Annotated in this window: 20 protein-coding genes and 1 pseudogene; 5 read left to right on the top strand and 16 right to left on the bottom strand. The window is 69.8% G+C overall.

The features are described 5' to 3' along the window. Positions 1–161: 161 nt before the first annotated feature. Positions 162–1,580, bottom strand: coding sequence for an ATP-binding protein (locus tag ACWEFL_RS15590; RefSeq protein ID WP_451712100.1), 1,419 nt, complete (start codon positions 1,578–1,580; stop codon positions 162–164). Between the two features lie 213 nt (positions 1,581–1,793). On the opposite strand from ACWEFL_RS15590, the gene ACWEFL_RS15585 reads away from it, so the two are divergent. Together ACWEFL_RS15585 and ACWEFL_RS15580 are read left to right on the top strand one after the other, a co-directional pair. Further along, on the top strand, positions 1,794–2,441 hold the full coding sequence (locus ACWEFL_RS15585) for a molybdopterin-dependent oxidoreductase (RefSeq protein WP_451712098.1): 648 nt from the start codon (positions 1,794–1,796) through the stop codon (positions 2,439–2,441). A gap of 519 nt (positions 2,442–2,960) precedes the next feature. Then, positions 2,961–3,617 carry a M24 family metallopeptidase gene (locus tag ACWEFL_RS15580; protein WP_451712095.1) on the top strand — a complete coding sequence of 219 codons (657 nt, stop codon included), beginning with the start codon at positions 2,961–2,963 and terminating at the stop codon, positions 3,615–3,617. 62 nt (positions 3,618–3,679) lie between these two features. Here ACWEFL_RS15580 and ACWEFL_RS15575 read toward each other — a convergent pair whose 3' ends face one another. Continuing rightward, a complete protein-coding gene (locus ACWEFL_RS15575; protein ID WP_451712092.1) occupies positions 3,680–3,910 on the bottom strand; it encodes a hypothetical protein in 231 nt (76 codons plus the stop codon). Positions 3,911–4,133: 223 nt separating this feature from the next. Between ACWEFL_RS15575 and cutA the strand changes: the two genes are divergently transcribed. After that, positions 4,134–4,460 carry a divalent-cation tolerance protein CutA gene (cutA, locus tag ACWEFL_RS15570; RefSeq protein ID WP_451712090.1) on the top strand — a complete coding sequence of 109 codons (327 nt, stop codon included), beginning with the start codon at positions 4,134–4,136 and terminating at the stop codon, positions 4,458–4,460. Positions 4,461–4,529: 69 nt separating this feature from the next. Here the strand turns inward: cutA and ACWEFL_RS15565 are convergent, their stop codons facing one another. The 5 genes from ACWEFL_RS15565 to ACWEFL_RS15545 form a co-directional block, all read right to left on the bottom strand. Then, positions 4,530–5,006 (bottom strand): gamma-glutamylcyclotransferase family protein, encoded by a 477-nt coding sequence (locus ACWEFL_RS15565; RefSeq protein ID WP_451712087.1) that lies wholly within the window; start codon positions 5,004–5,006, stop codon positions 4,530–4,532. Between the two features lie 275 nt (positions 5,007–5,281). Beyond that, positions 5,282–6,127, bottom strand: a complete 846-nt coding sequence (locus ACWEFL_RS15560) for an SDR family NAD(P)-dependent oxidoreductase (RefSeq protein ID WP_451712084.1) — start codon at positions 6,125–6,127, stop codon at positions 5,282–5,284. Continuing rightward, positions 6,124–6,846, bottom strand: coding sequence for an SDR family NAD(P)-dependent oxidoreductase (locus ACWEFL_RS15555; protein WP_451712082.1), 723 nt, complete (start codon positions 6,844–6,846; stop codon positions 6,124–6,126). Before ACWEFL_RS15555 ends, ACWEFL_RS15560 begins: the two co-directional genes overlap by 4 nt. A 49-nt stretch (positions 6,847–6,895) precedes the next feature. Beyond that, on the bottom strand, positions 6,896–8,260 hold the full coding sequence (locus ACWEFL_RS15550) for an MFS transporter (protein ID WP_451712079.1): 1,365 nt from the start codon (positions 8,258–8,260) through the stop codon (positions 6,896–6,898). Positions 8,261–8,329: 69 nt separating this feature from the next. After that, positions 8,330–9,307 (bottom strand): alpha/beta hydrolase, encoded by a 978-nt coding sequence (locus tag ACWEFL_RS15545; protein WP_451712077.1) that lies wholly within the window; start codon positions 9,305–9,307, stop codon positions 8,330–8,332. Positions 9,308–9,459: 152 nt separating this feature from the next. Between ACWEFL_RS15545 and ACWEFL_RS15540 the strand changes: the two genes are divergently transcribed. Beyond that, a complete protein-coding gene (locus tag ACWEFL_RS15540; RefSeq protein WP_451712074.1) occupies positions 9,460–10,389 on the top strand; it encodes a LysR family transcriptional regulator in 930 nt (309 codons plus the stop codon). A gap of 135 nt (positions 10,390–10,524) precedes the next feature. On the opposite strand, the pseudogene ACWEFL_RS15535 reads toward ACWEFL_RS15540, so the two are convergent. The 3 genes and pseudogenes from ACWEFL_RS15535 to ACWEFL_RS15525 all read right to left on the bottom strand — a co-directional run. Further along, positions 10,525–10,614, bottom strand: a pseudogene (locus tag ACWEFL_RS15535) (DUF397 domain-containing protein); the annotation flags it as partial. Between the two features lie 81 nt (positions 10,615–10,695). Then, a complete protein-coding gene (locus ACWEFL_RS15530) occupies positions 10,696–11,580 on the bottom strand; it encodes a hypothetical protein (protein ID WP_451712072.1) in 885 nt (294 codons plus the stop codon). 315 nt (positions 11,581–11,895) lie between these two features. Then, positions 11,896–15,252: a CHAT domain-containing protein gene (locus ACWEFL_RS15525; RefSeq protein ID WP_451712071.1), complete on the bottom strand. Its 3,357-nt coding sequence runs from the start codon at positions 15,250–15,252 to the stop codon at positions 11,896–11,898. A 77-nt stretch (positions 15,253–15,329) separates the two neighbouring features. Between ACWEFL_RS15525 and ACWEFL_RS15520 the strand changes: the two genes are divergently transcribed. After that, the gene (locus ACWEFL_RS15520) at positions 15,330–15,890 is read left to right on the top strand and encodes a hypothetical protein (protein WP_451712069.1); all 561 of its coding nucleotides are present in this window, start codon (positions 15,330–15,332) and stop codon (positions 15,888–15,890) included. Between the two features lie 91 nt (positions 15,891–15,981). On the opposite strand, the gene ACWEFL_RS15515 is transcribed toward ACWEFL_RS15520, so the two are convergent. The 6 genes from ACWEFL_RS15515 to ACWEFL_RS15490 all read right to left on the bottom strand — a co-directional run bounded on the left by ACWEFL_RS15515 (position 15,982) and on the right by ACWEFL_RS15490 (position 22,358). Continuing rightward, complete coding sequence (locus tag ACWEFL_RS15515) at positions 15,982–16,170, bottom strand: hypothetical protein (RefSeq protein ID WP_451712066.1); 189 nt, start codon at positions 16,168–16,170, stop codon at positions 15,982–15,984. Then, positions 16,163–16,834, bottom strand: a complete 672-nt coding sequence (locus tag ACWEFL_RS15510) for a DUF6338 family protein (RefSeq protein ID WP_451712064.1) — start codon at positions 16,832–16,834, stop codon at positions 16,163–16,165. Before ACWEFL_RS15510 ends, ACWEFL_RS15515 begins: the two co-directional genes overlap by 8 nt. Before the next feature lie 206 nt (positions 16,835–17,040). Then, a complete protein-coding gene (locus ACWEFL_RS15505) occupies positions 17,041–17,895 on the bottom strand; it encodes an SAM-dependent methyltransferase (RefSeq protein ID WP_451712061.1) in 855 nt (284 codons plus the stop codon). 210 nt (positions 17,896–18,105) lie between these two features. Further along, entirely contained in the window at positions 18,106–18,672 is a 567-nt protein-coding gene (locus tag ACWEFL_RS15500) for a hypothetical protein (protein ID WP_451712059.1), read from the bottom strand. Positions 18,673–19,011: 339 nt separating this feature from the next. After that, positions 19,012–19,917: an adhesin gene (locus tag ACWEFL_RS15495; protein ID WP_451712057.1), complete on the bottom strand. Its 906-nt coding sequence runs from the start codon at positions 19,915–19,917 to the stop codon at positions 19,012–19,014. A gap of 308 nt (positions 19,918–20,225) precedes the next feature. Further along, positions 20,226–22,358 carry an MFS transporter gene (locus tag ACWEFL_RS15490; protein WP_451712054.1) on the bottom strand — a complete coding sequence of 711 codons (2,133 nt, stop codon included), beginning with the start codon at positions 22,356–22,358 and terminating at the stop codon, positions 20,226–20,228. Positions 22,359–22,395: the final 37 nt, after the last annotated feature.

Raw genomic sequence — 22,395 nt, 5'->3', positions numbered from 1 at the left:
CCCTGGCCACAGCCGTGGCCGGGGCACTCATAGCCACCGGTGTCACCCAGGCGGTCCCCCGTGCCGCCGCCCCCGGCGGGGGCGGCGGCACGGGCGATGTCGGGGAACACCCGCCGGCGCGGGCATCCCCGGCATGCTCAGGCGGGTGTTCCCCGGCATGCTCAGGCGGCCCACGCCGCGAGGAGTTCCGCCGGACCGTACGCGGCGTCGAGCCCCGCGCAGTCGGTTCCGCTGCGCGAGACCGCGATCACAGGTACGGGATCGGGAGTGAGCGCGGCACGGTGTCGATGCAGCGCCGCGAGGTCATGCCGGTCGAACGGGGAGTTCTCCAGCCACTTCACCGAACCGACGAACAGCAGGTCCTTGGCGATCGGCGCGCGGTCCGCTCCCACGATGTCGATCTCCACATCGTTGGTACGGGTCCAGTAGCCGCCGATGGCGGGGGCGGCGGGGAGATTCGCGTCGGGCAGCAGCCGTGCCAGCGCCTCGCGCACCAGAGGTTCGACGGCCCTGCCGCGCCAGCTTGTCCAGTTTTCGCGGATGCGCCGCAGCGTCAGGTCGCCCCGGCCCCGCTCGATCTCCTCCATCGCCGGACCCAGGAGCTTCAGCCAGAAGCGGAGGTAGGGATCCGCGACTCGGTAACGGCGATCCTTCGAAGGCCGCGTGGACACGGGAAGCTCCGCCGCGATCATCCGTTTGTCCGCTAGGATCCTCAGCGACCGCTGTAGCGGGGCCGCTCCGATCCCGTCGGCGACGCGCGCGATGTTGGAGAACGTCCGCTCACCGCTGCCGATCGCCGAAAGGACGGTGCGGGCCTGCGCCTGCTGCGGAAACTCCGCGGCGAGCGAGCGCTCCGCCGACACCAGCAAGGCCGAGACCGGATCACTGAGCGCCTCCCGCAGGAACTCCCAGATGCCGGTGCCGTGCGTCCACTCCGCACAGACCAGGGGCAGTCCACCGGTGACCAAGGCCGCATCGAAGGCCGAGGCGGGCTCGAGGCCGAGCATCTCGCCCACCTCCGCCGGATTGAGCGGCCCCAGTACCATCTCTCGTCCCCGCTGGTGGAACGGGCGTCCGTAGCTGTTCAGCGCCTGCATCATCGACAGGTCGGAGCCGATGAGAACCAGCAGAACCGGCTTCGTCTCCAGCACTCGGTCCCAGGCCCGCTGAAGCATGCCTTCGAACGCGCCCTCGTGATCCATCAAGTAGGGCACCTCGTCCATGACGACCACGCTCGCCCGGTCGTGCGGCAGCGCCGCCGCCAGTACGTCGAAGGCGGCGTCCCAGCTCGCCGGGCGGGCCGCCGACAGCAGATCCGCCAGTGGAAGGCTGGATGACTGCGCGTCCCGGCTGAGCCGCTCCAGGTCCGCCCTCGGCGATGCCCCTGTGGCGGCGTAGAAGAGGAAGGGCGCACCGGACTTCTCGGCGAATCGCTCCACCAACCGCGACTTGCCCACTCGTCGGCGCCCCCGGAGCATCACGCACCGTCCGGGTCGCTCCCCACCGATCCCGGCCGTCACCTTGCCCAGCTCGCGACTCAGCGTCGCGAGCTCGTGCCGCCTGCCGACGAAATCCGCCACGTCGCCACCTTCCTTGCCTACATCAACGATACTAACACCAAGGTTACTAACATCAATGTTAGTAACCTGCTCGGCCCCATGTGCACCGCGACGTACCGTGGCCGACGCTTCCGCGGGAGGGGCGTCTGCTGTGGCCGCGGGCTCCTGAGCGAGAATTGCGGGTGCGAGATCCGATCTCGTCCCGCCACGCCCCCTGCAGGAAGACGGCCATCAGTGGGAAGTGAACCTCCGACCCCGCCTGCCCGCCGGCCACAGACCTCGGAAGAGCTGCCGCCCGGGCAGCGCAGGGTGGCCGGCTGGCCGGTCTCCCACTACGGGCCCGTGCCCCGTTTCAGACCCGATCGATGGGACCTGAGAGTCTTCGGCGCCACGGCACGGGGCGACGCCTTCCGCTGGACCTGGGAAGAGGTCACCGCTCTTCCGCGTACGACCGTCGTCGCCGATCTGCACTGCGCGGCGGGGACGACCTCGACGGGCCACGAGTGGTGCGGCATCCCCGCCGACGTGGTTCTGCGCCTGGCCCCGCCCGCCCGCGAGGTCACGCATGTGATGGCCTGGGCCGAATACGGCTACAGCGCCAACCTTCGGCTCGCCGACTTCAGCGCCGCCACGACGCTGCTGGCCACGCACCACGGAGGCGAGCATCTCACCGCCGAGCACGGCTTCCCGCTGCGCCTGGTGGTGCCGCATCTGTACGGCTACAAGGGGCCCAAGTGGCTCAGGAGCATCGAGTACCTGACGGCGGACCGCCTCGGCTTCTGGGAGGAACGGGGCTACCACCCCGTCGGGGACGTCTGGACCGGTCAGAGGTACGCGCACCAGGACGACGACGACGGCGACGCGACGGCGTCCGGCACCTGACGTCCGCCGCTCGCGCGCACCGGGGCGCTCCGGTGGCACCCGGCACTAGGTCGTTTCTGATGGATCAGGCTGGATCAGGGAGCGGGGTCTGGTGCCGTGGATCGCAAGGCGGAGGAGGGAATCCATGCGGTGGGGGTACCTCCCGGGCCGCCAGGCCCAGGGGGCCATAGGTGACCGACGACAACGCAGCGAGGCGCGGTGCCAGGGCACGCGAGCCCAGCAAGATCCATCAGAAGCGGCCTAGGGTGGCGGACGCCGCCGCCGGGCGTCGCCGCGAGCGGTGTGGGCGCTCGTACGGACGGCCGGTGGTCGACGTCCGGCCCCGGCCGGGCCGCCCCTGTCGGCGGCAGGAGGCAGCGGGAGCGGCACGACACGAGGAAGGCAGGGGAACACGACATGACGTCTGATCCGCATGGCCCGTCTGGTCCGTCTGGTCTCTCCGATCCGCATGGCCCGTCCGATCCGTCCGGTCTATCCGATCCGTCTGGTCCGCGGGAGGCCCGGCGCGTCGCGGGCCTGGTGGCCGCGCAGGAGAAGGCGATCGCCCTGTTCGCCGAGGTGGAGGCGCGCGGACTGGTCGTACCCGGTGTCGGGGAACGGGAGGCGAGCGACCGTGTCCGCGACCTGGCCGACGACATGTTCGGCACCACCAGGCACTGGCACAAGCGGATCATCCGCTCCGGGCCCAACACCCTGCGTCCGTACCGGGACAACCCGCCGGACCGGGTCATCGGTGAGGACGATGTCGCGTTCGCCGACTTCGGCCCGATCTTCGAGGAGTACGAAGCGGACTTCGGCCGCACCTACGTCTTCGGCGACGACCCGCGCAAGCGGCGGCTGCTGCACGACCTGCCACGTGTCTTCGACGCCGGGCGCGCCGTGTTCCAGGCCGATCCGGACATCACCGGCCGGCGACTGTACGCCGAGGTGGAGCGGCTGGCCGGTGAGGCGGGCTGGGAGATCGGCACCTGGCACACCGGCCATCTCGTGGGCGAGTTTCCGCACGAGGTGAACGACGGGGCGAAGGCGGAGTCCTACATCACCCCGGAGAACGACACCCCGCTGCGGCGCACCGACCGCGCGGGGAGGACCTGCCACTGGATCCTGGAGCTGCACTTCGTGGACCGGGAGCGCGGCTTCGGCGGCTTCTACGAGCAGCTGCTCGATCTGGCGTGACGGCGTACGCCGAAGGCGGCCCATGTGACGAGCCACGGTCGTCGCCGACCCCTGCGTACCCCCTACCGCACGGCGGTCCGGGCCGTCCGGGCCGGCAGGGTGATCTCGGCCGCGACCGCCTCCGGGTCGGGCGCGACGGTGACGTGGGCGACGCCGTCCAGAGCCGGGTGCGCGCCGACGCGCTCGCACTCACCGATCGCCGAGAGAATCCGGTCGTCGATCGCCCGTCCGTCACAACAGAGCGTGCCGTCGATGTCGAGTACCACGGTGCGGGAGCGAAGGCTGAACATCATCGGTTTCCATCCAGCCGACCAGGGACAGATTCGCGCCGCGGTCGCCCGACAGCGATGCGGGGAATCCCCGCTTCGACGTGTCTCTGTCCACACGGGCCTTCTGCGCGCGGGCGCATTCCTTGACGGTGTCGTCGTCGCTCTCCCGCGGCCGGTCGATGTGAACAGCCGTGCGCGAATGGGTGTTCCGGATAGGGTCGACGTCCCCTGACGAAGGAGAGCGGGCGTGTCGACGGACATCGTGATCGCGCAGACCACCATCGACGACGAGTCCAAGGCGGAACAACTCGCGCGGGGCGCGGTGGACCGCAGACTCGCGGCATGCGCGCACATCGACCACCCCTTCACGGCCATCTACCGCTGGCAGGGCGCGGTTCAGACGGAGAAGGAGTGGCGCGTCTCGTACAAGACCACCCGAGAGCGCCTGCCGCGGCTGGCCGACTGGGTCGCCTCCACGCACAGTTACGACGTACCGGAGTGGATCGTGCTGCCCGTGGAGGGCGGGTCGGAGGAGTATCTGTCGTGGGTCGTGGCGGAGAGCACGGAAGGGTAGACCGGCCTCACGCCGCCGGTGGTCGAGACGGACCGCCGGATGAGTGGCTACCCGGGCTCCCAAGGCCAGTCAGCGGGCCGGTGAGTCGCGTTGGGCCGCGAGCGCTCGGCAGCGTGCGGCGTAGGCGGTGAGATGGTGGGTGCGGAAGTGGGCCGGGTCCCAGTTCTCCGGGAGTACGTCGCTGCCTGGCCAGACATAGGCCCACCCGTGTGTGCCGTCGGTCAGGGGGATCTGCCGGAGGTCGTATTCGTCGCCCTCGAAGGTGTCGAGGGCGCGCCACTCCTCCCGGTTGAGATCGTCCAGGAGGAGACCGCTGACGTCCTGGTCAGCCGCGACCAGGCCGGGGTAGACCCTGTGGTCCAGGACAGCGGGGCGCCACCCGCTCGCAGTGGCCGGGGCGGTGCGGGGCACTCGCCCCAGAAGCGCTCGCAGGACCTCCGGGAACTGGAGCGTCCCGTAGACGAACAGAGCGTCCGGTTCGACCGCGAGCCGATCGCCGGTCCTCGCTACCAGAGCTGCTGACCAGTGGTTGTCGGGGTGCGGCATCGCTCTTCCCAGCCGTCGGGGGGACAGTGGACACATCGCGTCGTGGACGGGTGACCCCGGCGCATGCTTGATACATCCCATGATGCTGCGGCCCCACCGAAGGCAGGAAGACGGCGACGGGCTGGAACGGTTCCTGGCGGGCTTCGGACGGGCCGACGCGGGCGGAGCGGGTGGGCGGCGCGGGCCGACGGCGGCGGGCGGCGCGCCCGGGTCGCCGGACCGTCCACGGCCGACCCGCGTCATCGAGGGCGCCGCACCGGACTCCGCGCCCACGGTCAGGGATCGACGCGGCCATCCGCCCCGGCGACGCTGCCCGTCATCCGCCCGATGTACGAGTAGATCCCCGCGCCGGTCATGCCGCCGTCGACGGCGAGATCCGCCGCGTTGACGAACGACGCCTCCGGACCGAGCAGAAAGACGGCCGCCGAGGCGATCTCGCGCGGCGAAGCTCCCCTTCCGAGAGGCGTCATCGCGCGGTTGCCCTCGTACAGGAGCTGAGCCTGGTCGGCGTTGTACGCGCTGTCGGGCTTGAGGGTCATGTCGGTGTCGACCAGGCCCGGACAGATGGTGTTCACCCGGATATGCCGCGGGGCCAGTTCGATGGCAGCGGCCTTCGTCAATCCGCGCAGCGCCCACTTGCTCGCCGTGTAGGCGGCGGAGAAGTAGCCGGTGAGACCCGCCGTGGACGATACGTTCACGATCGCGGAGCCGTCGTCCATCGCGGGTGCGAGCGCGCGCAAGCCCAGGAAGGCGCCGGTCAGATTGACGCTGATCAGGTTCTCCCACTCCTCCGGCGTCGTCTCGGTGACCGTCTTGCGGAGGGTGATTCCGGCGTTGTTGACGAGTCCTGCGAGGGGGCGGCCGACGTCCCGTACGGACGACAGCACCCGGTCCCAGGTCCGTGGATCGGTGACGTCGCCGTCCAGCGTGACGAGCCGCCCGGCCGTGCCGGCCGATTCGCGCAACTCGGCCCACTCCCGCGCGTCTTGCGGCAGCCGGTCGACCGCGATGACCGCGGCGTCCATCGCCATCAGATGGCGCACCTCGGCGGCCCCCTGCCCGCGAGCGCCCCCGGTCACGACACAGGTACGGCTCTTCCAGTACTGGGCGGTCGCGCTCATGACTTGGTGATTCCTCCGTCGACCTGCATGACCTGCCCCGTCACATAGGACGCCTCATCCGACGCCAGATAGACGATGGCCTTGGCCACCTCGCTGGTCTCCCCCATCCTGGCGAGGGGTATCCGGGCCATGTAGGCGGCGAACTGGTCGGGGTCATCGTGAATCCAGCTGCTCATCGGGGCGTCGATGTAGCCGGGCGAGACGCAGTTGACACGGATGCCCAGAGGGCCCCATTCGAGAGCCAGGCATGCCGTGAGGTGCGCGACACCGGCCTTCGCGGAGGCGTAGTCCGCACAGTTCGGCCTGGCTTTCAGCCCCGCGTAGCTCGACAGGTTGACGATGTTCCCGGAGCCCTGCTTCGCCATCTGCCGGGCGGCGGCCTGGGCGCCGAAGAAGGTCGCCGTCAGATTGATGTCGAGCGTCGCGCGCCACGCGTCCTCGTCCAGGTCGAGCGACGGGGCACGGTTCAGCATGCCCGCGTTGTTCACCCATACGTCGAGGCTGCCGTGGGTTTGGACGATCGAGTCGACGACCGGCCCGAGTCCGGCGGTTCCCGTCACGTCCATCTCGCGGTAGTCGACCCCCGCGATCAGGGAAGCCTCCGGAAGGGCACGGTCCAGACCGACGACCGTGTCGCCCCTTTCCAGGAATTCACGGCAGATGGCGGATCCGATCCCACCGCAGGCCCCGGTCACGACGACGACGTTCTTCGTGTTCACTGCTTCTCTCTTCTTTCTGATTTATGAATCGTCACGGCTCTATGAATCGTCACGACAGGTGATCGTTGCCGTGGGTTTCCCGAGTTCGCTGCCCGTCGGCGGATATCTCGCTCAGACTGACGCCCTTGGTCTCGCGGATGATGAAGGACCCGATGACGGCGAGCAGGCCCAGGAACACCACCCAGAGCGAGAACATCCACGACTTGCCGATGGAAGTGAGCCACGCGTTCAGATACGGAGCCGTTCCCCCGAAGATCGCCACGGAGAGCGATACCAGGAATCCGACGCCGAGGGCGCGCTGTTTCGTGGGAATCTGCTCGGGAATGAGCGTCGGATAGATCGCGGCGAGTACGGCCCAGACCGCCAGTCCGAGCCCCTGCGAGACGAACAGCGTCCACGGTTCACCGGACAGGACCCAATGGACGGGGAACACGACGATCATCACGGCGACGCCGTAGATGAGCACCATCGGTTTGCGGCCGAATCTGTCCGACAGATAGCCGTACAGGGGCAGCAGGAACAGGACGACGAACTGGGCGAGCAGACTGGTGACGAAGGCGCTGTTGGCATCCATCCCGTGGTCCGAGATGGCGAAGCTCGGCGCGAAGGTCACCCAGGTGTAGTAGACGGCGTTGGAGGCGGCGGAGAGCAGGACGACCTTCAGCACGATGCTCGCGGCCTGGCGGCGGGAGAGCTTCGGCGCGGTCGTCTCCGCTGCGCTCTTGCTCTCCTCGAAGACCGGCGACTCCTCGGAGGCGCGGCGGAGGTACAGGGCGTAGACACCGAGGAGGGCGCCGAAGGCGAAGCCGATCCGCCATCCGTAGTCCATCATCTGGCTCTCGTTGAAGATCGCCGTAAGGATGACGCCGGTGAGGGTGGCGCCCATGACACCGATCGTGACACCGATGAAGACGGAGCTGGACCACAGGCCACGGCGGTGGTCGGGCGAGATCTCGGCGACGTAGGTGTAGGAGACTCCTGATTCGCCTCCGTGGGCCAGCCCCTGGAGCAGGCGTGCGATCAGCAGCAGCAGCGACGCCCAGGCGCCGATCGCCTCGTAGGTCGGGATGACGACCATGAGGAGGCTCGCGCCCGCCATGATCAGCATCGTCATGACCATCGTGGATTTTCGGCCTATTCGGTCTCCGATCTTGCCGAAGATCAGTCCGCCGAGGGGCCGCCCGAGGAAACCGACGGCGAACACCGCGAGCGTGGAGAGAAGCGCCGACGTCGGGTCGCTCTTCTCGAAGAAGTTCCCGGCGAGATACACCGACAGCGTTGAGTACAGCGTCCAGTCGAACCATTCGAGCGTCTGGCCCATGACCGCCGCCCGTAGCGACTTCAGCCGGGGTCTGATGTCGTCCGGTGCGAGTTTCCCGGGCGGCTTCGATGCGCCCGCGACAGCAGCTTTCACCACAACTCCTCGTTGATTTTCATGCGACGATTTTGATGCGACGGTTTTCCTGCGACTCCGGCGGTCGCATCACAGGTGCTCTTCGAACCAGTCGGCGGCAGCCGTACTGGTCTCCTCGAACCATTCCCGGTACACCGAATAGTGGCCGCCCCGGACGAGGAGCAGTTTCTTGGGCTCACGGGCCTTCGTGAAAGCGTCCAGCTGCATATCGGTCGGCGTCTGGGTGTCGTGGTCGGCCACGATCATCAGCAGCGGTTTGGGACCGATACGGGAGATCCAGTTTCCGGGCTCATAGGTGCGCGCGGCCTCCAGCGACCGCAGCGTGGTCTCGTTGCGCCACTCCGGGCAGCGGGCGGCCTGGCTCATCATGTAGTCGTAGGAGTCGGCTCCGGGGTACGCGACGTTCGTCTCGGTGTCGGGGCCCACGGTCGCAAGGACGCCCGGGGCCGCTCCGCCCAGCCTGGCGAGCCGGTCCGCGTTGAAGGCCGCCCGCTGGGCGGCGACATCCCGTGGCCGCGTCTTCCGCAGACCGGACAGATAGCCGCTGATCGTAGGTACCTGGCTCACCACGCAGGTGACGCGGTCGTCACTGGCCGCGACGACGAGGGCGTGGCCTCCGCTGTAGCTGGTGCCCCAGATCCCCATGCGCCGCGAATCGACTTCGGGCCGCGAGGCGAGGTACGTGACGGCCGTACGGTAGTCCTCGATCTGCCCGTGCGGGTCGATCTCCTGCCGGGGCAGTCCGTCACTCCGGCCGAGCCGGCGGAAGTCGAAGGTCAGACAGACGATGCCGCGGGCCGCGACACGGCGTGCGTAGTCTTCGAGATCCCCTCCGGCGACCATGCTCCAGCCGTGCGCCAGGACGACGCCGGGGAGCCCGGCCGCAGCGCCCGGCGCGTCCCCCGCTTCCGGCGCCCCCGCGTCCGGCGGAAGGTACAGCGTTCCCCGGATCGTCTCACCGTCCGCGCCGAACTCGATCGGCTCTGCCGTCAGATTCTGTTCCGCTTCGGAGACTGGTTCGGAGACTGGTTCAGAGCTATGTGACACGACTGACTCTCTTCCTGGGGTCCGCACGGCCTGTCATGACTTGCCGACTGCCTGCGAAGTAGGATCAGCCAGGGACTTCGATTGATCAATGAGCAAAAGTGAGCTGATCGATCGGGGAATCCGATTGATCAGTGTGAGAGAGGTGACAGGCGGTGGATACGCGCAAGCTCGAGTGCTTCATCCAGGTGGCACGGGATCTGCATTTCGGCCAGGCCGCCGAACGGCTCTATCTCAGTCAGTCGACGGTCTCGGAGGCGGTGAAGTCGCTGGAACGGGACATCGGCGCACCGCTCTTCGAACGGACGAGTCGCAAGGTGACGCTCACATCACTCGGAGAGACGCTCCTCCGGGAGCTGGAGCCCATCGTCATCGCCCTCAACACATCGCTTGAGGACTGCCGGCGACTGGCCAGGGGAGAGCTCACCGAGCTGAAGGTCGGATACGTGGGCGGGGGCTTCTACGAACTCACTCAGCCCGTCCTCAGCGAGTTCCGGCGCGCGCTTCCGCACGTGGAGGTCAACCTGGTGGAGCTGAACTACACCGAGCAGATGTCCGCGATCAGGGACGGCACGGTGGACGTCGGTCTGCTGCGTCTGCCCGTCGGGCTTCCGGACCTCCTGCGGGGAGCGGTGCTGTTCCAGGACCCGCGCATGCTGGCCGTACCGGCCGAACACCGGCTCGCGACCGCCGGGCTCGTCGACCCCGAAGACCTTCGCCATGAACGCATGGTCCGCCTGCCGCCCGGCGCGGCCTCGCCGGCGTGGTGCGCCTACCACTTCCCCAAAGCGACCCCGTCCGGAGTCCCGGTCCCGGACGGCCCCGTCATTCACACCATCCGCGAGGGACTGGCCGCCGTCGAAGCCGGACGCGGCGTCATGACGCTCACCTGGCGGTCCCAGAACTACTACCGGCAGCCTGGCGTCACCTTCGTGGAACTCGATCTGCCTCCCATCCAGAGCGCGCTCGTCGTACGGGAGGCCGACAAGCGGACGGTGCTCCGCGAATTCGAGAAGGCCGCGCGAAGGGCCGCCGCCCGCAGGGGAACACTCCAGCCGCAGGGCGAGGACTTCGTTCCCGCCTGACCGTCCGGGCCGTCCGGGCATAGAGAGGGTGAGCCGGTCCAATCCGTCGTGGGTGAGGTGAGCGGGACTTCGCCACCGGCCAGGGCTCGCGGGTTCAGTCGGACGTACGGGCCGTCGGACGTACGGGCCGTCGGACGCATCCCGCTTGGAGTCGCGGACGTGAACCGCATCGGGGTGTGGGCATGCTTCCCCGCAGTCCGTACCGCCTTCGCTGCTGTACGAGGACTTGAACCACCGGCCGTGTGGGCGGCCGGGGTCGGTGTACGTTCCCGATGGTGATCGGACCCCGTCTCAACTCCCGGTCGGTCACATCCCCTTCAGTCCCTTGTAGGGGATTGGCCGGCCGGTGTACGAGTCGAGCAGGACGCGGTCACCCACGGGGTGTTCCAGTTTCACCGTCACCTGCCGCAGCTTCGCCTGCTTGGTGCAGTTGCCGCTGTCGTTCCGGTCTTTGACGGAGGCCGACAGTACGACGCTGCCGCTTGTTTCCAGCACGTCTACCGCGGGGCCGTCGTCGCAGACGCCATGGAGGGCGACGACGGTCACTGAGCGGCCGTCTGCGGCGATCCGGATGAGCCGGTCGAGTGGAGGGCCGGGGAGGTCACGGGCCGGCGTGACGGGCGGTTGAGGGGATGCCGATGGAACGGCAGCGGCTTGCTTGAGGGGGGTGGCATAGCCGTCCAGGGTGAAGAGCCAGGCCGGGACCGTTGCCGGTCCGCGGCTGGTGGCCACACGCATCTCGCCCAGCTTCGCTCCGGTCACCGTGAGGTGCGGCTTTCCGTCCACAAGGCTTCCGACCAAGGTCTTGTACGAGTCGTCCGCTCCCGTCAGCGGCCGGGTGAGCGGCTCGTCCGTGGCCCAGGTCACCCGGCCGTCCTTGGGCCAGGTGACGGGTAACTCACCGCGCAGGACGAAACGCTGGTCCTCGTAGGCTTGCCGATCCTCCGGGCTGCGCAGGCCGCCCCGCGGCAGTTGGACCACCTCCCCCATGGGGTGGTAGCCGGCACGCCACGCGGCGGCTGCGGTTGAGCCGTCCCAGGCTTCGGCAACCTGCCGGGCGCGGTCCGTGAGCACATCGGTGGCACCGACGGCCGCCTTCTGGTTGCCACAACCGACGCCGGCCCCCAGGCTGGCTCCGGCCAGGGCAACTCCAGCAAACAGACCGACCGAGCGCGACGCTCTGATGGGCATGCGACCTCCAGGGCAAACGGAGTGGTGGCTAACTGTGCTGTCCCTGTGACGTGACCGGGCCCGGAATGGTTCAACGGTTGCGGCAGCTGGACGGAGCAGTGTCGCGCTCGCGCCCGAGGAGCGCGAGAAGGTCCTGCGCGGCCTGGTGGAGGAGGACGCCGAGGTCCACGACGCCATCAAACGGGTCCTGGACGAAAAGCGCCGCAAGGACCGCGAGATGCGCGGCCCCGACGGCGGCGGGTGGCCCAGCGGCGCGGCACGCTGGCGCGTTGGGCAGCGCGCCGGGAGGGACCGCGGCCGGGAGGCCGAGGCCGCCTACGCGCCTGTGTGGATGTGCGCGGCCCACAGCGTCGGAATCCGCGGATAGCGATCGCGGAACACGCGTATCGCCCGGTGCGCGCACGCCCCGATCAGGTCGGCGTCCGCCCCGTTCGCGAGGAGGTCCGTGTAGATGTGTTCCGCGACGGCCGCGGCGATGGTGTCGTCGATCTCCCAGAGGGTGCCGACGACGTGCGGGTATCCGGCGAGTTGGAAGGCCGTGACGACGTGGAGGGCCTCGTCGGCGAGAGCGGGCGGGGTGACCGCGGTGCTGCAGGCCGACAGATAGGCGAGTTCGGAGTTCTCCAGTCGCAGCCGGGATATCTCGGCGACGCTGAGCGGTCGGGTGTCGTGGTCGTGGACGAGCAGACGGCTGTGGGACGGGTTGACCGGGTCGGTGTCGGCGTGGCAGGCGAAGTGGGCCCATCCGCCGGTGGGGAGGAGGGAGAGCACGGCGTCGCGGGTGGCGTGCTCGCCGACCAGTTCCACAGTGTCCGGCAGGAGGGCGGCGAGGCGTTCGAGTTCCTGCCGGGCGCCGGGGAGGTCTGTGGCTCCGGGGGTGTGGGGCATAGCGACCGCCAGCATGCGCGGGGCGCGGCGGCCCTCGGATGTCTGCCGGGTGCGCTGGGCCCGCGCGTGCGCCAGGGCCCGTACGGTGGGGGCGTACGAGGACACGACCCGGTCCATCACGGCGCGGCGGCCTCCGGTGGGCTCCTCGAGGTGGTGGCCGGCCGCGTGCAGCGGGAAGTGGGCCAGCGCGCCGCACGGCACCCACCAGACGCGCGGCCAGTCGCGGTCGTCCTCCGGAACGCCGGTCATCCCGAGCCGTTCGAGGATCGGCCCGGTGACGGTGTCCCAGAGCCAGGCCAGCATGTCGTGGACGGTTCGCTCGGCTTCCCGGCGGTGGCGGCGGGAGTGCCGCAGCCGGTTCAGGGCGTCGCCCATCGCGGCGAGTTCCTCGCGTACGCGGGCGGACGTCAGGTCCGGCAGTTCCTGTACCCGGATTCCGCCGTCGGTGAGGATGAGGGCATCGCACCGGTAACTGCTGACGTTGATCAGGACGATGGGGCCGGCATGCGCCTCGGCGATCAGCTCGGACGCCGGCGGTGGCAGCAGGAATCCGTGCAGTGAGGGCAGTTCCCGGATACGCGCGATGAGGGCCGACAGCTCCTCCGCCAGCTCACGGCGCCGGTCAGGGTCCTCGTTCGCGGATTCGCCATCGACGCCGTCGGGGCCGCCCGCACCGGGAGCGGCATCGAGCTGAGCGCACAGAGCGACGAACCGGTCCGCCAGTCCCGCGTCCACGGCCCGCAGTTCGGTGAGGTCCGTACGGGACTCCAGAGCTTGCGCCAGCAGGACCCCCCGTCCCGTTTCCAGCAGCTCCAGGGCGCGTTCGGGCTGTCCCGCGGTCAGCGCGCAGGCCGCCGCGTCACCGGTGAGCCGCGCGTACGCGGCCATCCAGTGCGTGGCGTCGGCCGACGCCAGACCGCGCGCCGCGAGGTGGGGCAGGAGCGCGACGCCGGCCGCGAATCCGCGGGCCGCCTGCTCGGGCCGACCCTGGAGCATCGCGAGCAAACCCCATGCCCGGGCCGCGTCCACCCTGACGGCCGGTGGAGCGCTTTCCCGGCCGGCCGCCGCTTCCAGGAGGCGGATCGCCTCGTTCTCCAGCAGCTCGGAACCGGTCGCGCCCAGCGACCAGGCCAAGTTCGTCTCGTACGTGGACCGGTACGGGTCGTCTTCCGGGGAAGCGGCCACGGCGGCGCGTCCGACGGAGATCGCCTCGCCCCACGCGGCCGGGTCCCCGGTGCGCTCGTGGAACTTACGGAGGGAGCTGCTCAGGTTGGAGAGGACGACGGCCCGGTCGCGGGCCGCGCCGACAGGCGAGTCGGCCACCAGGCGCTGGATCTCGATCACCTCGCGCAGCGCGTCGGGATCGTCCAGGTGCTCGCTCCTGGCTTTCAGCGCGAGGGCGAGATTGGTCAGATACCGCACCCGGTTGGGGTGGTCGGGCGGCGTCGCCTCGACCGCGGCACGCCCCCACGAGACCGCTTCGTCCCGTTGGCCGGGGTCATCGGTGCGGTCGGAGTGCCGCAGAAGCTGGCCCACCAGGTTCGCCTGGTACAGGGGCGCGTCGGGGTGATTCGCCGGAGTGGAGCCCACCGCGGCGCGCGCGGCGTCGACGGACTCGGCCAGCGCGGCGAGGTCTCCGGTGCGGTCGAACTGCGCGCCCAGCAGCGTACTGAGGTTGTGCAGGCACGCCGACCTCAGCGGGGCGTCCGGCGGGGCCGTCCGCGCCGCCCGTCTCGCGAGGGCGATCGCCTTGTTCAGCTGCGACTGGGCTCCGGTGCGCTCGTACGCCCTGCGCTGGGCGATGGCGGCGGTGACGCCCAGGACGGCCGGCACCGCGTGGCCCTCCGGAGCCGTGTCCAGCGCAGCGGTACCGGTGTCGACGGCTTCCTCCAGCAGGGACGCGTCGTCCGTCAGCTCGTACAGGCTCCGCAGTGACTGGCTCAGGGCGGACAGGGGCAGATAGCGCTGGCTGTGGTCCTTCGGCGTGTCCCGTACGGCCATCCGGCCGGTGGCGACCGCCTCGCGAAGGACCTCGGCCTCGCCCGTACGCTCGTAGAGGGTGTGCAGATTGACGGCCAGGACCGAGAGGTACATCCCCCGGTCGGGATCGTCCGCGGACGCCTCCGCCACGGATGTACGGGTGACACTGACGGCCTCCTCCAGCGCCGCCGTGTCCCCGGTGTGCTCGAAGAGTCGTTGCAACGCCGTGCCGAGGAACGCGAGACGCCTCACGCGCAGGCGACGGTCACGGCGGGCGCCGCGCACGGCGTTGCGTCCCACGCTGACCATGAGCTTCAGGCGGTACGGATCGGCTCCGCCCTGAAGCCAGGGGTCGACCCTGATGAGAAGCGACTCCCAGACCTCTTCGGGCCCGTCGTCCTCTGCGGACCCGTCGTCCTCTGCGGACCCGCCGTCCTCACCGGGGAGTTCGGTCCGCGCCTCCGCGTGCCGGTCGAAGTCCGTCCGCCGGTCCAAGGCTGCTTGCCGGGCGAAGCTCGCGGCCAGCGGTTCCGGAACGGGAAGCCCGGCGTCCACGGCGTGGACCAGGTGGAACAGCGGTACGGCCGTCTCGATCTCGTGCCGGGCGCGTTCGTCCGCCAAGGCCGTGGCCCGGCGCCAGTGCAGCATCCCGACGAGATGACAGGTTTCCGCCAGGTCGCGCGCATCGGTCGTATGGGCGAAGAGTTCGGACGCCTCGGTCAGAGCCGTGCCGTCCAGTAAGCCGTAGGGACCTCCCCCGCCGTCCAGTCTCGAACGAACGGCCGCCGCCCATCGGATCCTCATACGCCTCTCCCCCGGTGAAGTGCCTCGCACAGATCATGACATCGCCAACTTCCTTACATATAGCCATACTTGAAATCATGAAAGACATCGCCGAGGAGCTGCCCGCCCTCCTGCTCGACGTCAGCGAGGCCGTACTCCGGGAGACGGGCTTCTACACCCAGCCCCAGGTCCACCTACTGGCCGAGGACCTGGAACACGCGTACATCGCATACGTCGTGTCCAGGTCCTTCTACCGCGGCTCGGACGCGGCCACCGCGATAGAGAACCTGGGACTGCTTCCCTCAGTGCTGAAGGCGACCCGGCTCATCGTCACCTGGGAGGACAGTGATCTGCGCACCGCGCTCGAAGTGCCCGGCGACGGCTTCGCGAACGGCATGGCGATCCTCGACGCGCGCTTCGACAGGCACACCCTCCACTGGCATCCGTTCGAAGCCGAGGCGAGCACCCCGAGCGCGCACGGGATACCGACCATCATCCCGCACTGGGGCACCCCCGCCCGCTATGAGGACGTGGAACTGCCGGCACCCATCGCCGGTCTGCTGCGGCTATGGCGCGAGTTCCGGGACGACGACGTCGAACAGACCGCGATCCAACTTGAGGAAGCAGGCTACGAGGTGAACTGGATCAGCCCCGTGTGAGAGAGAAGCAGCGTGCCGGGCAGGCCCGCGCTCTCCGCCCGAATCCGGGTCGGTGGGGGCTCGGACGCGCTCCCCGTGTGCGGTGCGTCGCTCAGGTGCGCCGGTCGCCGGTCTGACGCGGCTCCTCCTCGGGCGGCCGTGGCGCCGCGCCCGCCGGCCCGGGAGGCGGAGGCGGTGGCTCCTCCGGGCCCGCCCCCGGTGCCTTGGGCTGGTAGCCACGAGGGTCGCCGGGCGGCTCGTCGAAGAAGGCGCGTTCCCACGGTGTCAGTTCGTCACTCATGGTCTCCCTGGGTCCCTTCGCCGGTCGGGGGAGGAGCCTGTACCAGCTCCAGGATGTCAACGTCCTCCATCCGCAGATAGATCCCGTCACTGCCCTCCACCAGGGCCCCGAACGAGCCGTCCTGGCCCATCCGGTAGGACCACTGCAGATACAGGTCGGGGCTGTGCGGATTGCCCGAGGCGTAGGACGTGGAGCCGTACCAGCCCCCGACCCAGGTCCCGTCCTTCAGCCGCGCCCGCACGAAACCGGGCCCGCGGTCCGCCCGGTGGCCGAACACATAGTCCCAAGCCGTCGGAGCGGGCCGGTAGGTGGAGCGGGCATGACGCCGCTCCCGGTACGAGACGCAGGCCGCCACGGCGGCCGGGACGCCGAGGAAGAGCAGCAACGCCCACAGCGCGACGACCCTCGGCCGCTCGGCGAACAGCGCCGACGCGCCGGAGCGTTCGGCCTTGGCCCAGGCCCTGGCCAGGGCGGGCCCGGCGATGACGACGTACAGTCCGTTGAGCGCCACGCTGGCGGTGATCGCACGGAGAATCCGCTCCCCCAGCTGCGCCTCGCCGGTCACCGGTCCACGCCAGCGTTCCCGTAGGAACTGATAGGTGACTCCGGGCAGGACGAAGAGCAACAGTGCCGTCAACTGGGCCACTGTCGAGGGCGGTTGCATCTGCTGCCTCTCTACCGGGATCGAGCGGCATGAGCCTGCCGTACACCGAAGGGGCGCGCTGGTGTCGAAAGGGAGAGCGCGCGGAGGTCCCGAGGTACGAGGGACCGAGCGCGGTCGACCGTCGACACATGCTCAGAGCGCCCCGTGGGGGTCCCCCCGGACGGAGTCTGGGGGAGAACCGAGCCACAAAAGGCGGCGAGCGAGCCCTACGACTTACGCAGCAGTCCGCCGTACTCGTACACCCGCAGGTTGCGCTCGGTCGCGCCGAGGTACGGCACGAGGCTCGGGTGGACCGTGGCGAGCGCGGGCTGGTCGGGATCCGGGCGCCAGTCCACGAGGTTGACCAGACCGGGGGCGACCGGCTCCAGGCCGTCGAGGAAGGCGCCGAGTTCGGCGGGTGTGCGGGTCTGCCAGGGGATGCCGCGGCCCGTGATCTGGGCGGACATCTCCGCGCCCCAGGCCGCGTCGTCGGAGACGACCTGGGACAGACCGAGATAGCTGCCGGGGGCCGCCTGGTCGATGATCGTACGGAGGGCGCGGCGGGGATCGTCCGCGTCGGTGAGGTGGTGGACGACCGACAGGAAGAGCACGGCGACCGGCTCGTTGAAGTCGATCAGACGGGCGACGTCGGGGTGGTCGAGGATGGCCTGCTGATCGCCGCGCATATCGCCGGTGATCACCGTCGTGCTGGTGTCCGCGGCGAGCAGTGCCTGGCCGTGCGCGAGAACGATCGGGTCGATGTCGACGTAGACGACCCGTGCGTCCGAAAGGAAGCTCTGGGCGACTTGGTGGACGTTGTCGTCGGTGGGCAACCCGCAGCCCAGATCGAGGAATTGACGGATTCCCGCCTCCTGCGCCAGATAGCGCACCACGCGGTACAGGAACTGACGGTTCTGCCGGGCGATGTCGACGCACTCGGGGAAGTCCACGAGTGTGGAGAGGAGGAATTTCCGGTCGACCTCGTAGTTGTCCTTGCCGCCCAGCATCCAGCCGTAGGCGCGCGCCGAGGTGGGTACGTCGAAGGGTACCGGGGACTGCTCCGAACGATTGTCACTGACCACAGCGCGCACTCCCGCCTTCCCATGGAGCCCCAGAGGGTGAGCCCCGTCCGGGAAGGGTACTGCCCGGACGAGGTTCTCACGAGCGCCCGAACCATACTCAACCAAGCGCTGAATAAAGGGACTTGAGCCCTCCGCTACGTTCCCCTCAAAAGGGCCGAGGGGAGTCCGGAGAGCAGTAGCGAGAGGCCCTGCCCCGTCCGGGCCCCGGCCTCAGTCGTCGTCCACTTCATCGTCGTCGCCGTCGTCGCGCCCACGCCAGTTGTTCCAGTTGTCCAAGTCGCCCCGGTCGTCCCGGTCGCTCCCCTGCCATCCCCCTCGGCCGCCGCAGTGGGTCGCGCCGTCACGGCAGCCGTCGCCCTGCCTTGCCCGCTCGGAGCGGTTGCGGGGAGCCGCAGGCGGTGTGACCCGGTCCGCCTTCGGCTTGGCGGCCTTCTTCGCCGGAGACCCGGCCGCCGTACCGGTGCCCGTGCCGGACCGGGTCCGGACGCCGGTGCCGGGCTGTGACGGGGATCCGGCCGCGGGCCGCCATGCCTGGTCGCCCGCCGGGGCGTTGGACTCCACGTCCTGGACCGGGCTCATCGTGGCGCCGTCCTGCGGCTCCCCGTCGGCCCGGTTCAGAATCGGCCCGCCGCCGACGTCGAAGTCCATGGTGCCCGTCAGCCCTCGGCCCTCGTCCTCGTCGCCGCCCTTCGGCAGCAGGACGACACCGGTGACCATCGTTCCGAGGACGAGCGCGACGCCCGTCCCCATCATGGTCTTCCCGACTCGGGACAGCACGGATATCCGTGCGCCGGCGGGCTGTCGCACCGCCCGTTTCGCGCCCCCCGCCCGATGCCGGCCCCTGGGAGCGGCAGCGACAGTGCACTCGTACGACGTCATCCCCGAGAGCGCTCCCAGATGAGAACGCCCACACGCCTCGCAAACCATGGCGGACACTATGCATCAAGGCCATACGGGCCGGGAAGCGTCTCCGGTAACAATGCGAACCAAGCCCAAGTTAACGGGAGTTCGCTGTACCGCCCTTCGAACCCTCGAACCGGGCCCCCGCCGAGCGAACCGCGCCGTCGCCCAACCCGCCGAGCGGGCAAGGGCTCTTACCGCCGGCTCACCGTCGGCTCACGGTCGGCAGTCCGCCCTCATCTGCGCAGCCGCGTGGTGCGCGCCTTCGCGGTCGCCGCCCCAGTCCTTGCCCCGGTCCACCAGCTGCACGGTCAGCTGCTGATTCCGGACGGGAATCTTCTCGATGACCGCACCCCTCCCCCGCAGGGCCTTCTGGTTCACCTCGAAGGTCTTGACGAGGCTGTCGTCGTCGCCGGGGTCGGCCAGTACGCGGTAGACGGACGGGTCGCCCGCCACGTCCTGCGGGCGCGGGCCCTTGGGAACGATCACGGAGACCGAGCAGGTGCTGTAGCCGCTGCCGACGTACCAGGACCAGGTGGCCGTGTTGCCGTAGTCCTTCGACTCGCTGCCGGACATCGGGATCGCGCTGAACCGGCCGTCGCAGCCGTCGCCCTTGTGACCTCCGGCCCTGACCGTGTACCAGCCTTCGAATCCGTCGCTGTAGCGACCGTTCTCCTTGTACGTACCGCCGCCGACGCAACCGGGGCCCGCCCAGGCCGAGTACGAGGGGGTCTTCCCCCGCTCCTGCGGCGACTTCGGCCGGTCCGGAGCGGTGGCGGCCCCGTCGCCGGGGACGCCGAGGGTGCCGCTCGGTTCGGGGGCCGGCACCTCGGACTCGCCGGCCGGCTCCGAGCCCGTGGGCTGGATGCGCTCCGGAGCACCGCCGAGACCGCCGATGCCGCTGATACCGCCGGAGAGGGAGGCGTCCGCCGCTCCGGCGCCGGTCGAGTCGTCCCCGGAGAGCGCGGCGACCGTGGCCACGAGCGCGAGCACGGTGACGGCGACCCCGCCGACCAGCAGGATCTTCCCCGTACGGGAGAGCAGTGAGAAGCGGCCCGACATGGTCTCGCGCGCCACCCAGCCGTCGCCGGAGCGCGCGGCCCCGGACCGGCTCCCACCCAACCAGCTCTCACCCAACCGACTCTCACCCAACCGGCCCGCACGCGACCGGCCACCGAAGCCACCACCGGAGCCGCCACCGACATCGCCGTCATCACCGGCGGAGAGCCCGCCGTTCGCGCCGCCTCCACCTGCCACGCCGCCGCACTCCGGGCATCTCATGCCCGGCAGTACGCGCCCACCCCTGCCGCCGCACCGTTCACACGCCATGTAACACCTGAACCGCTAGACCAACTACCTGGTATGTCAGACAGCGAGTCCACTATGCATCAGCGCTTCGCGTGTAGATAGGGGGTTAACGCGGGTAAGGGCTAGCGAAGTTCATCGGGGCACGGGGTGCCGCGCTGGAAGTCGTACGGAGCCGCCAGCCGGTAGGTGCCGGGCCTGGGCGCGAGGAGTTCGGTCCACTCATCGCCCTCCAAGTCCTCTTCCGCCTTGAAGACGCAGCCGTTCAGGTTGACGAACGACTTGGGCTGACCGTCCTCGCGCCGCTTGGACTCCTCCGTCTCCTGCGGGCTCTTCACCTTCTTGCCGTCCTCGTCGACGAGGCTCAGCCACGGCGAGTACGGCACCCGGATCAGCACCCGGCCCGCTTCCTTCACCTGAATGCGCAGCTCACCGGGGCCCGCGTGCTCCACCGTCGCCGGGGCGTCGGCCAACGGGACCGGGTCCTTGACGGCGTACACCTGCCAGTTGGCGTTGCCCCAGATACGGGTGAGATACGGCTGGCCCTCCCGCACCAGATCCGCCTCCTGCTCCCCGCCGTTGTCCGGGGTCCCGTTCGGCAGGACGACGTAGTGGACCGCCCAGCGGTCCAGCCAGGCGCGGTAGTCCGCCGAGGAGAGCGTCTTGTCCGGGTCGTAGAAGATCGGGTTGCGCTTCATGTCGGCCTGCCGGTTCCAGCCGCGCGCGAGATTGACGTACGGCGAGAGCGCGGACGCCTCCCGGTGGCTGCTGGCGGGGACGACCTCGACCCTGCCCCGCTCGGCCTTGACTTCCTGGAGCTTGTTGACCAGCGGGGCCAGCTCGAAGTTCCAGGACGCGGTCGGGGCCGTACGGACCACGTCGTCGACGGCCTTGAAACCGATCCAGAAGTTCAGGCCCGCGAAGGCGACGACGAGCGCGTACCACTTCCGGGAGCGCGTGGCGGTGTACGGGAGGGCCGCCAGCAGCACCACGCCCGCGAACAGCATCGGCAGCCGCGACACGTTCGACCCGATCTGCGAGTCGATCGCCCACGTCAGCAAGGTGCCGACCGAGTAGACGGCCGACGCGACGCGGACCGTACGCCAGTCCTTCGGCACCAGGAGGAAGACGAGCACCCCGTAGACGAAGGGGAGCGAGGTCGAGCCCAGCGACATCGGCTGGGTACCGGAGAAGGGGAAGAGCCAGGAGGAGAGCGCGACGACGGCGACCGGGGGCAGCCCGAGCGCGTACGCCCCCGGCCGCCGCTTGTTCAGGAACAGCGCCGCCGCCACCACACCGAGGAAGAGACCGGCGACCGGGCTGGACGCGGTGGCCAGGCCCGCGAGCGGCGCGGCCACGGCGGCCTTGGCCCAGCGCTTCGTACGCCAGGGGTGCGGCCAGCAGAAGACCGCCGCGACGGCTCCGAGCGCGAACATCATGCCGAGCCCGAAGGTCACCCGTCCGGACAGGGCGTTGCAGAGGAAGGCGAACACTCCGGCGAAGGCGCAGGCCAGTGGATTGCGCACGGCCCGGACGCGGACCAGGATCAGCGCGGTCAGCGCCGCCGAGACCGTGCCGGCGAGCATCATCGTCGGACGTACGCCGATCAGGGACATCAGATACGGCGAGACGACGCTGTACGACACCGGGTGCATCCCGCCGTACCAGGCGAGGTTGTACGCGGAGGCGGGGTGCCGGCCGACGAACTCCGTCCAGGCGTCCTGGGCGGCGATGTCTCCGCCGCTGTTGGCGAAGAAGTAGAACCAGAGGGTATGGACGAACGCGGCTGTGACGGTCGCGACGAGGACGGGATGGCGGGAGAGCCGGTCCCGGACGGAGGTGAGCCGGTCCCGGACATCGGCGAGAAGGCCGGACACCGCGCCTCGGCCAGGCGCGTCACCACGGCCCCGACCGTCACCACGGCCCCGACCGTCGCCGGTGCCCCGACCGTCGCCGGTTTCCCGACCGTCGCCGCGATCCGGTCCATCGCCAGGTACCGTTCCATCGCCAAGTACCGGTCCGTCGCCAGGTGCCGGATCGGCTTCGCCGGGGACTGCGCCTGTGCCAGGGCCGACATCTGTGCCTGCCCCCGCACCTGTACGAGTGGCGGCTTCCGCGCCTGTCCCGGTGCCCGCACCGGGACAGGTACCGGCATCGGCATCGGCGCTGCCGGGCGACTGCCGTATTCGCGGCCTTGTATGAGGGCCGCTGCCGTCCGTCCTGACCGGCTCTGCGGTAGTCACTGCGGCTCTCCCCATCTCGTTCTGCTGCGTTCCGCTCCTAGGAGTAGGACGC

Source organism: Streptomyces sp. NPDC004838 (assembly GCF_053600955.1).
Note: the sequence above shows the minus strand (reverse complement) of the source record. Positions and strands in the feature narration are given on the sequence as shown.

Excerpts from the sequence above, each read along its gene's own strand:
- ACWEFL_RS15575 (WP_451712092.1), bottom strand. The coding sequence starts at position 3,910 with ATGATGTTCAGCCTTCGCTCCCGCACCGTGGTACTCGACATCGACGGC.
- ACWEFL_RS15565 (WP_451712087.1), bottom strand. The coding sequence starts at position 5,006 with ATGCCGCACCCCGACAACCACTGGTCAGCAGCTCTGGTAGCGAGGACC.
- ACWEFL_RS15560 (WP_451712084.1), bottom strand. The coding sequence starts at position 6,127 with ATGAGCGCGACCGCCCAGTACTGGAAGAGCCGTACCTGTGTCGTGACC.
- ACWEFL_RS15530 (WP_451712072.1), bottom strand. The coding sequence starts at position 11,580 with ATGCCCATCAGAGCGTCGCGCTCGGTCGGTCTGTTTGCTGGAGTTGCC.
- ACWEFL_RS15525 (WP_451712071.1), bottom strand. The coding sequence starts at position 15,252 with ATGAGGATCCGATGGGCGGCGGCCGTTCGTTCGAGACTGGACGGCGGG.
- ACWEFL_RS15520 (WP_451712069.1), top strand. The coding sequence starts at position 15,330 with ATGAAAGACATCGCCGAGGAGCTGCCCGCCCTCCTGCTCGACGTCAGC.
- ACWEFL_RS15515 (WP_451712066.1), bottom strand. The coding sequence starts at position 16,170 with ATGAGTGACGAACTGACACCGTGGGAACGCGCCTTCTTCGACGAGCCG.
- ACWEFL_RS15510 (WP_451712064.1), bottom strand. The coding sequence starts at position 16,834 with ATGCAACCGCCCTCGACAGTGGCCCAGTTGACGGCACTGTTGCTCTTC.
- ACWEFL_RS15490 (WP_451712054.1), bottom strand. The coding sequence starts at position 22,358 with ATGGGGAGAGCCGCAGTGACTACCGCAGAGCCGGTCAGGACGGACGGC.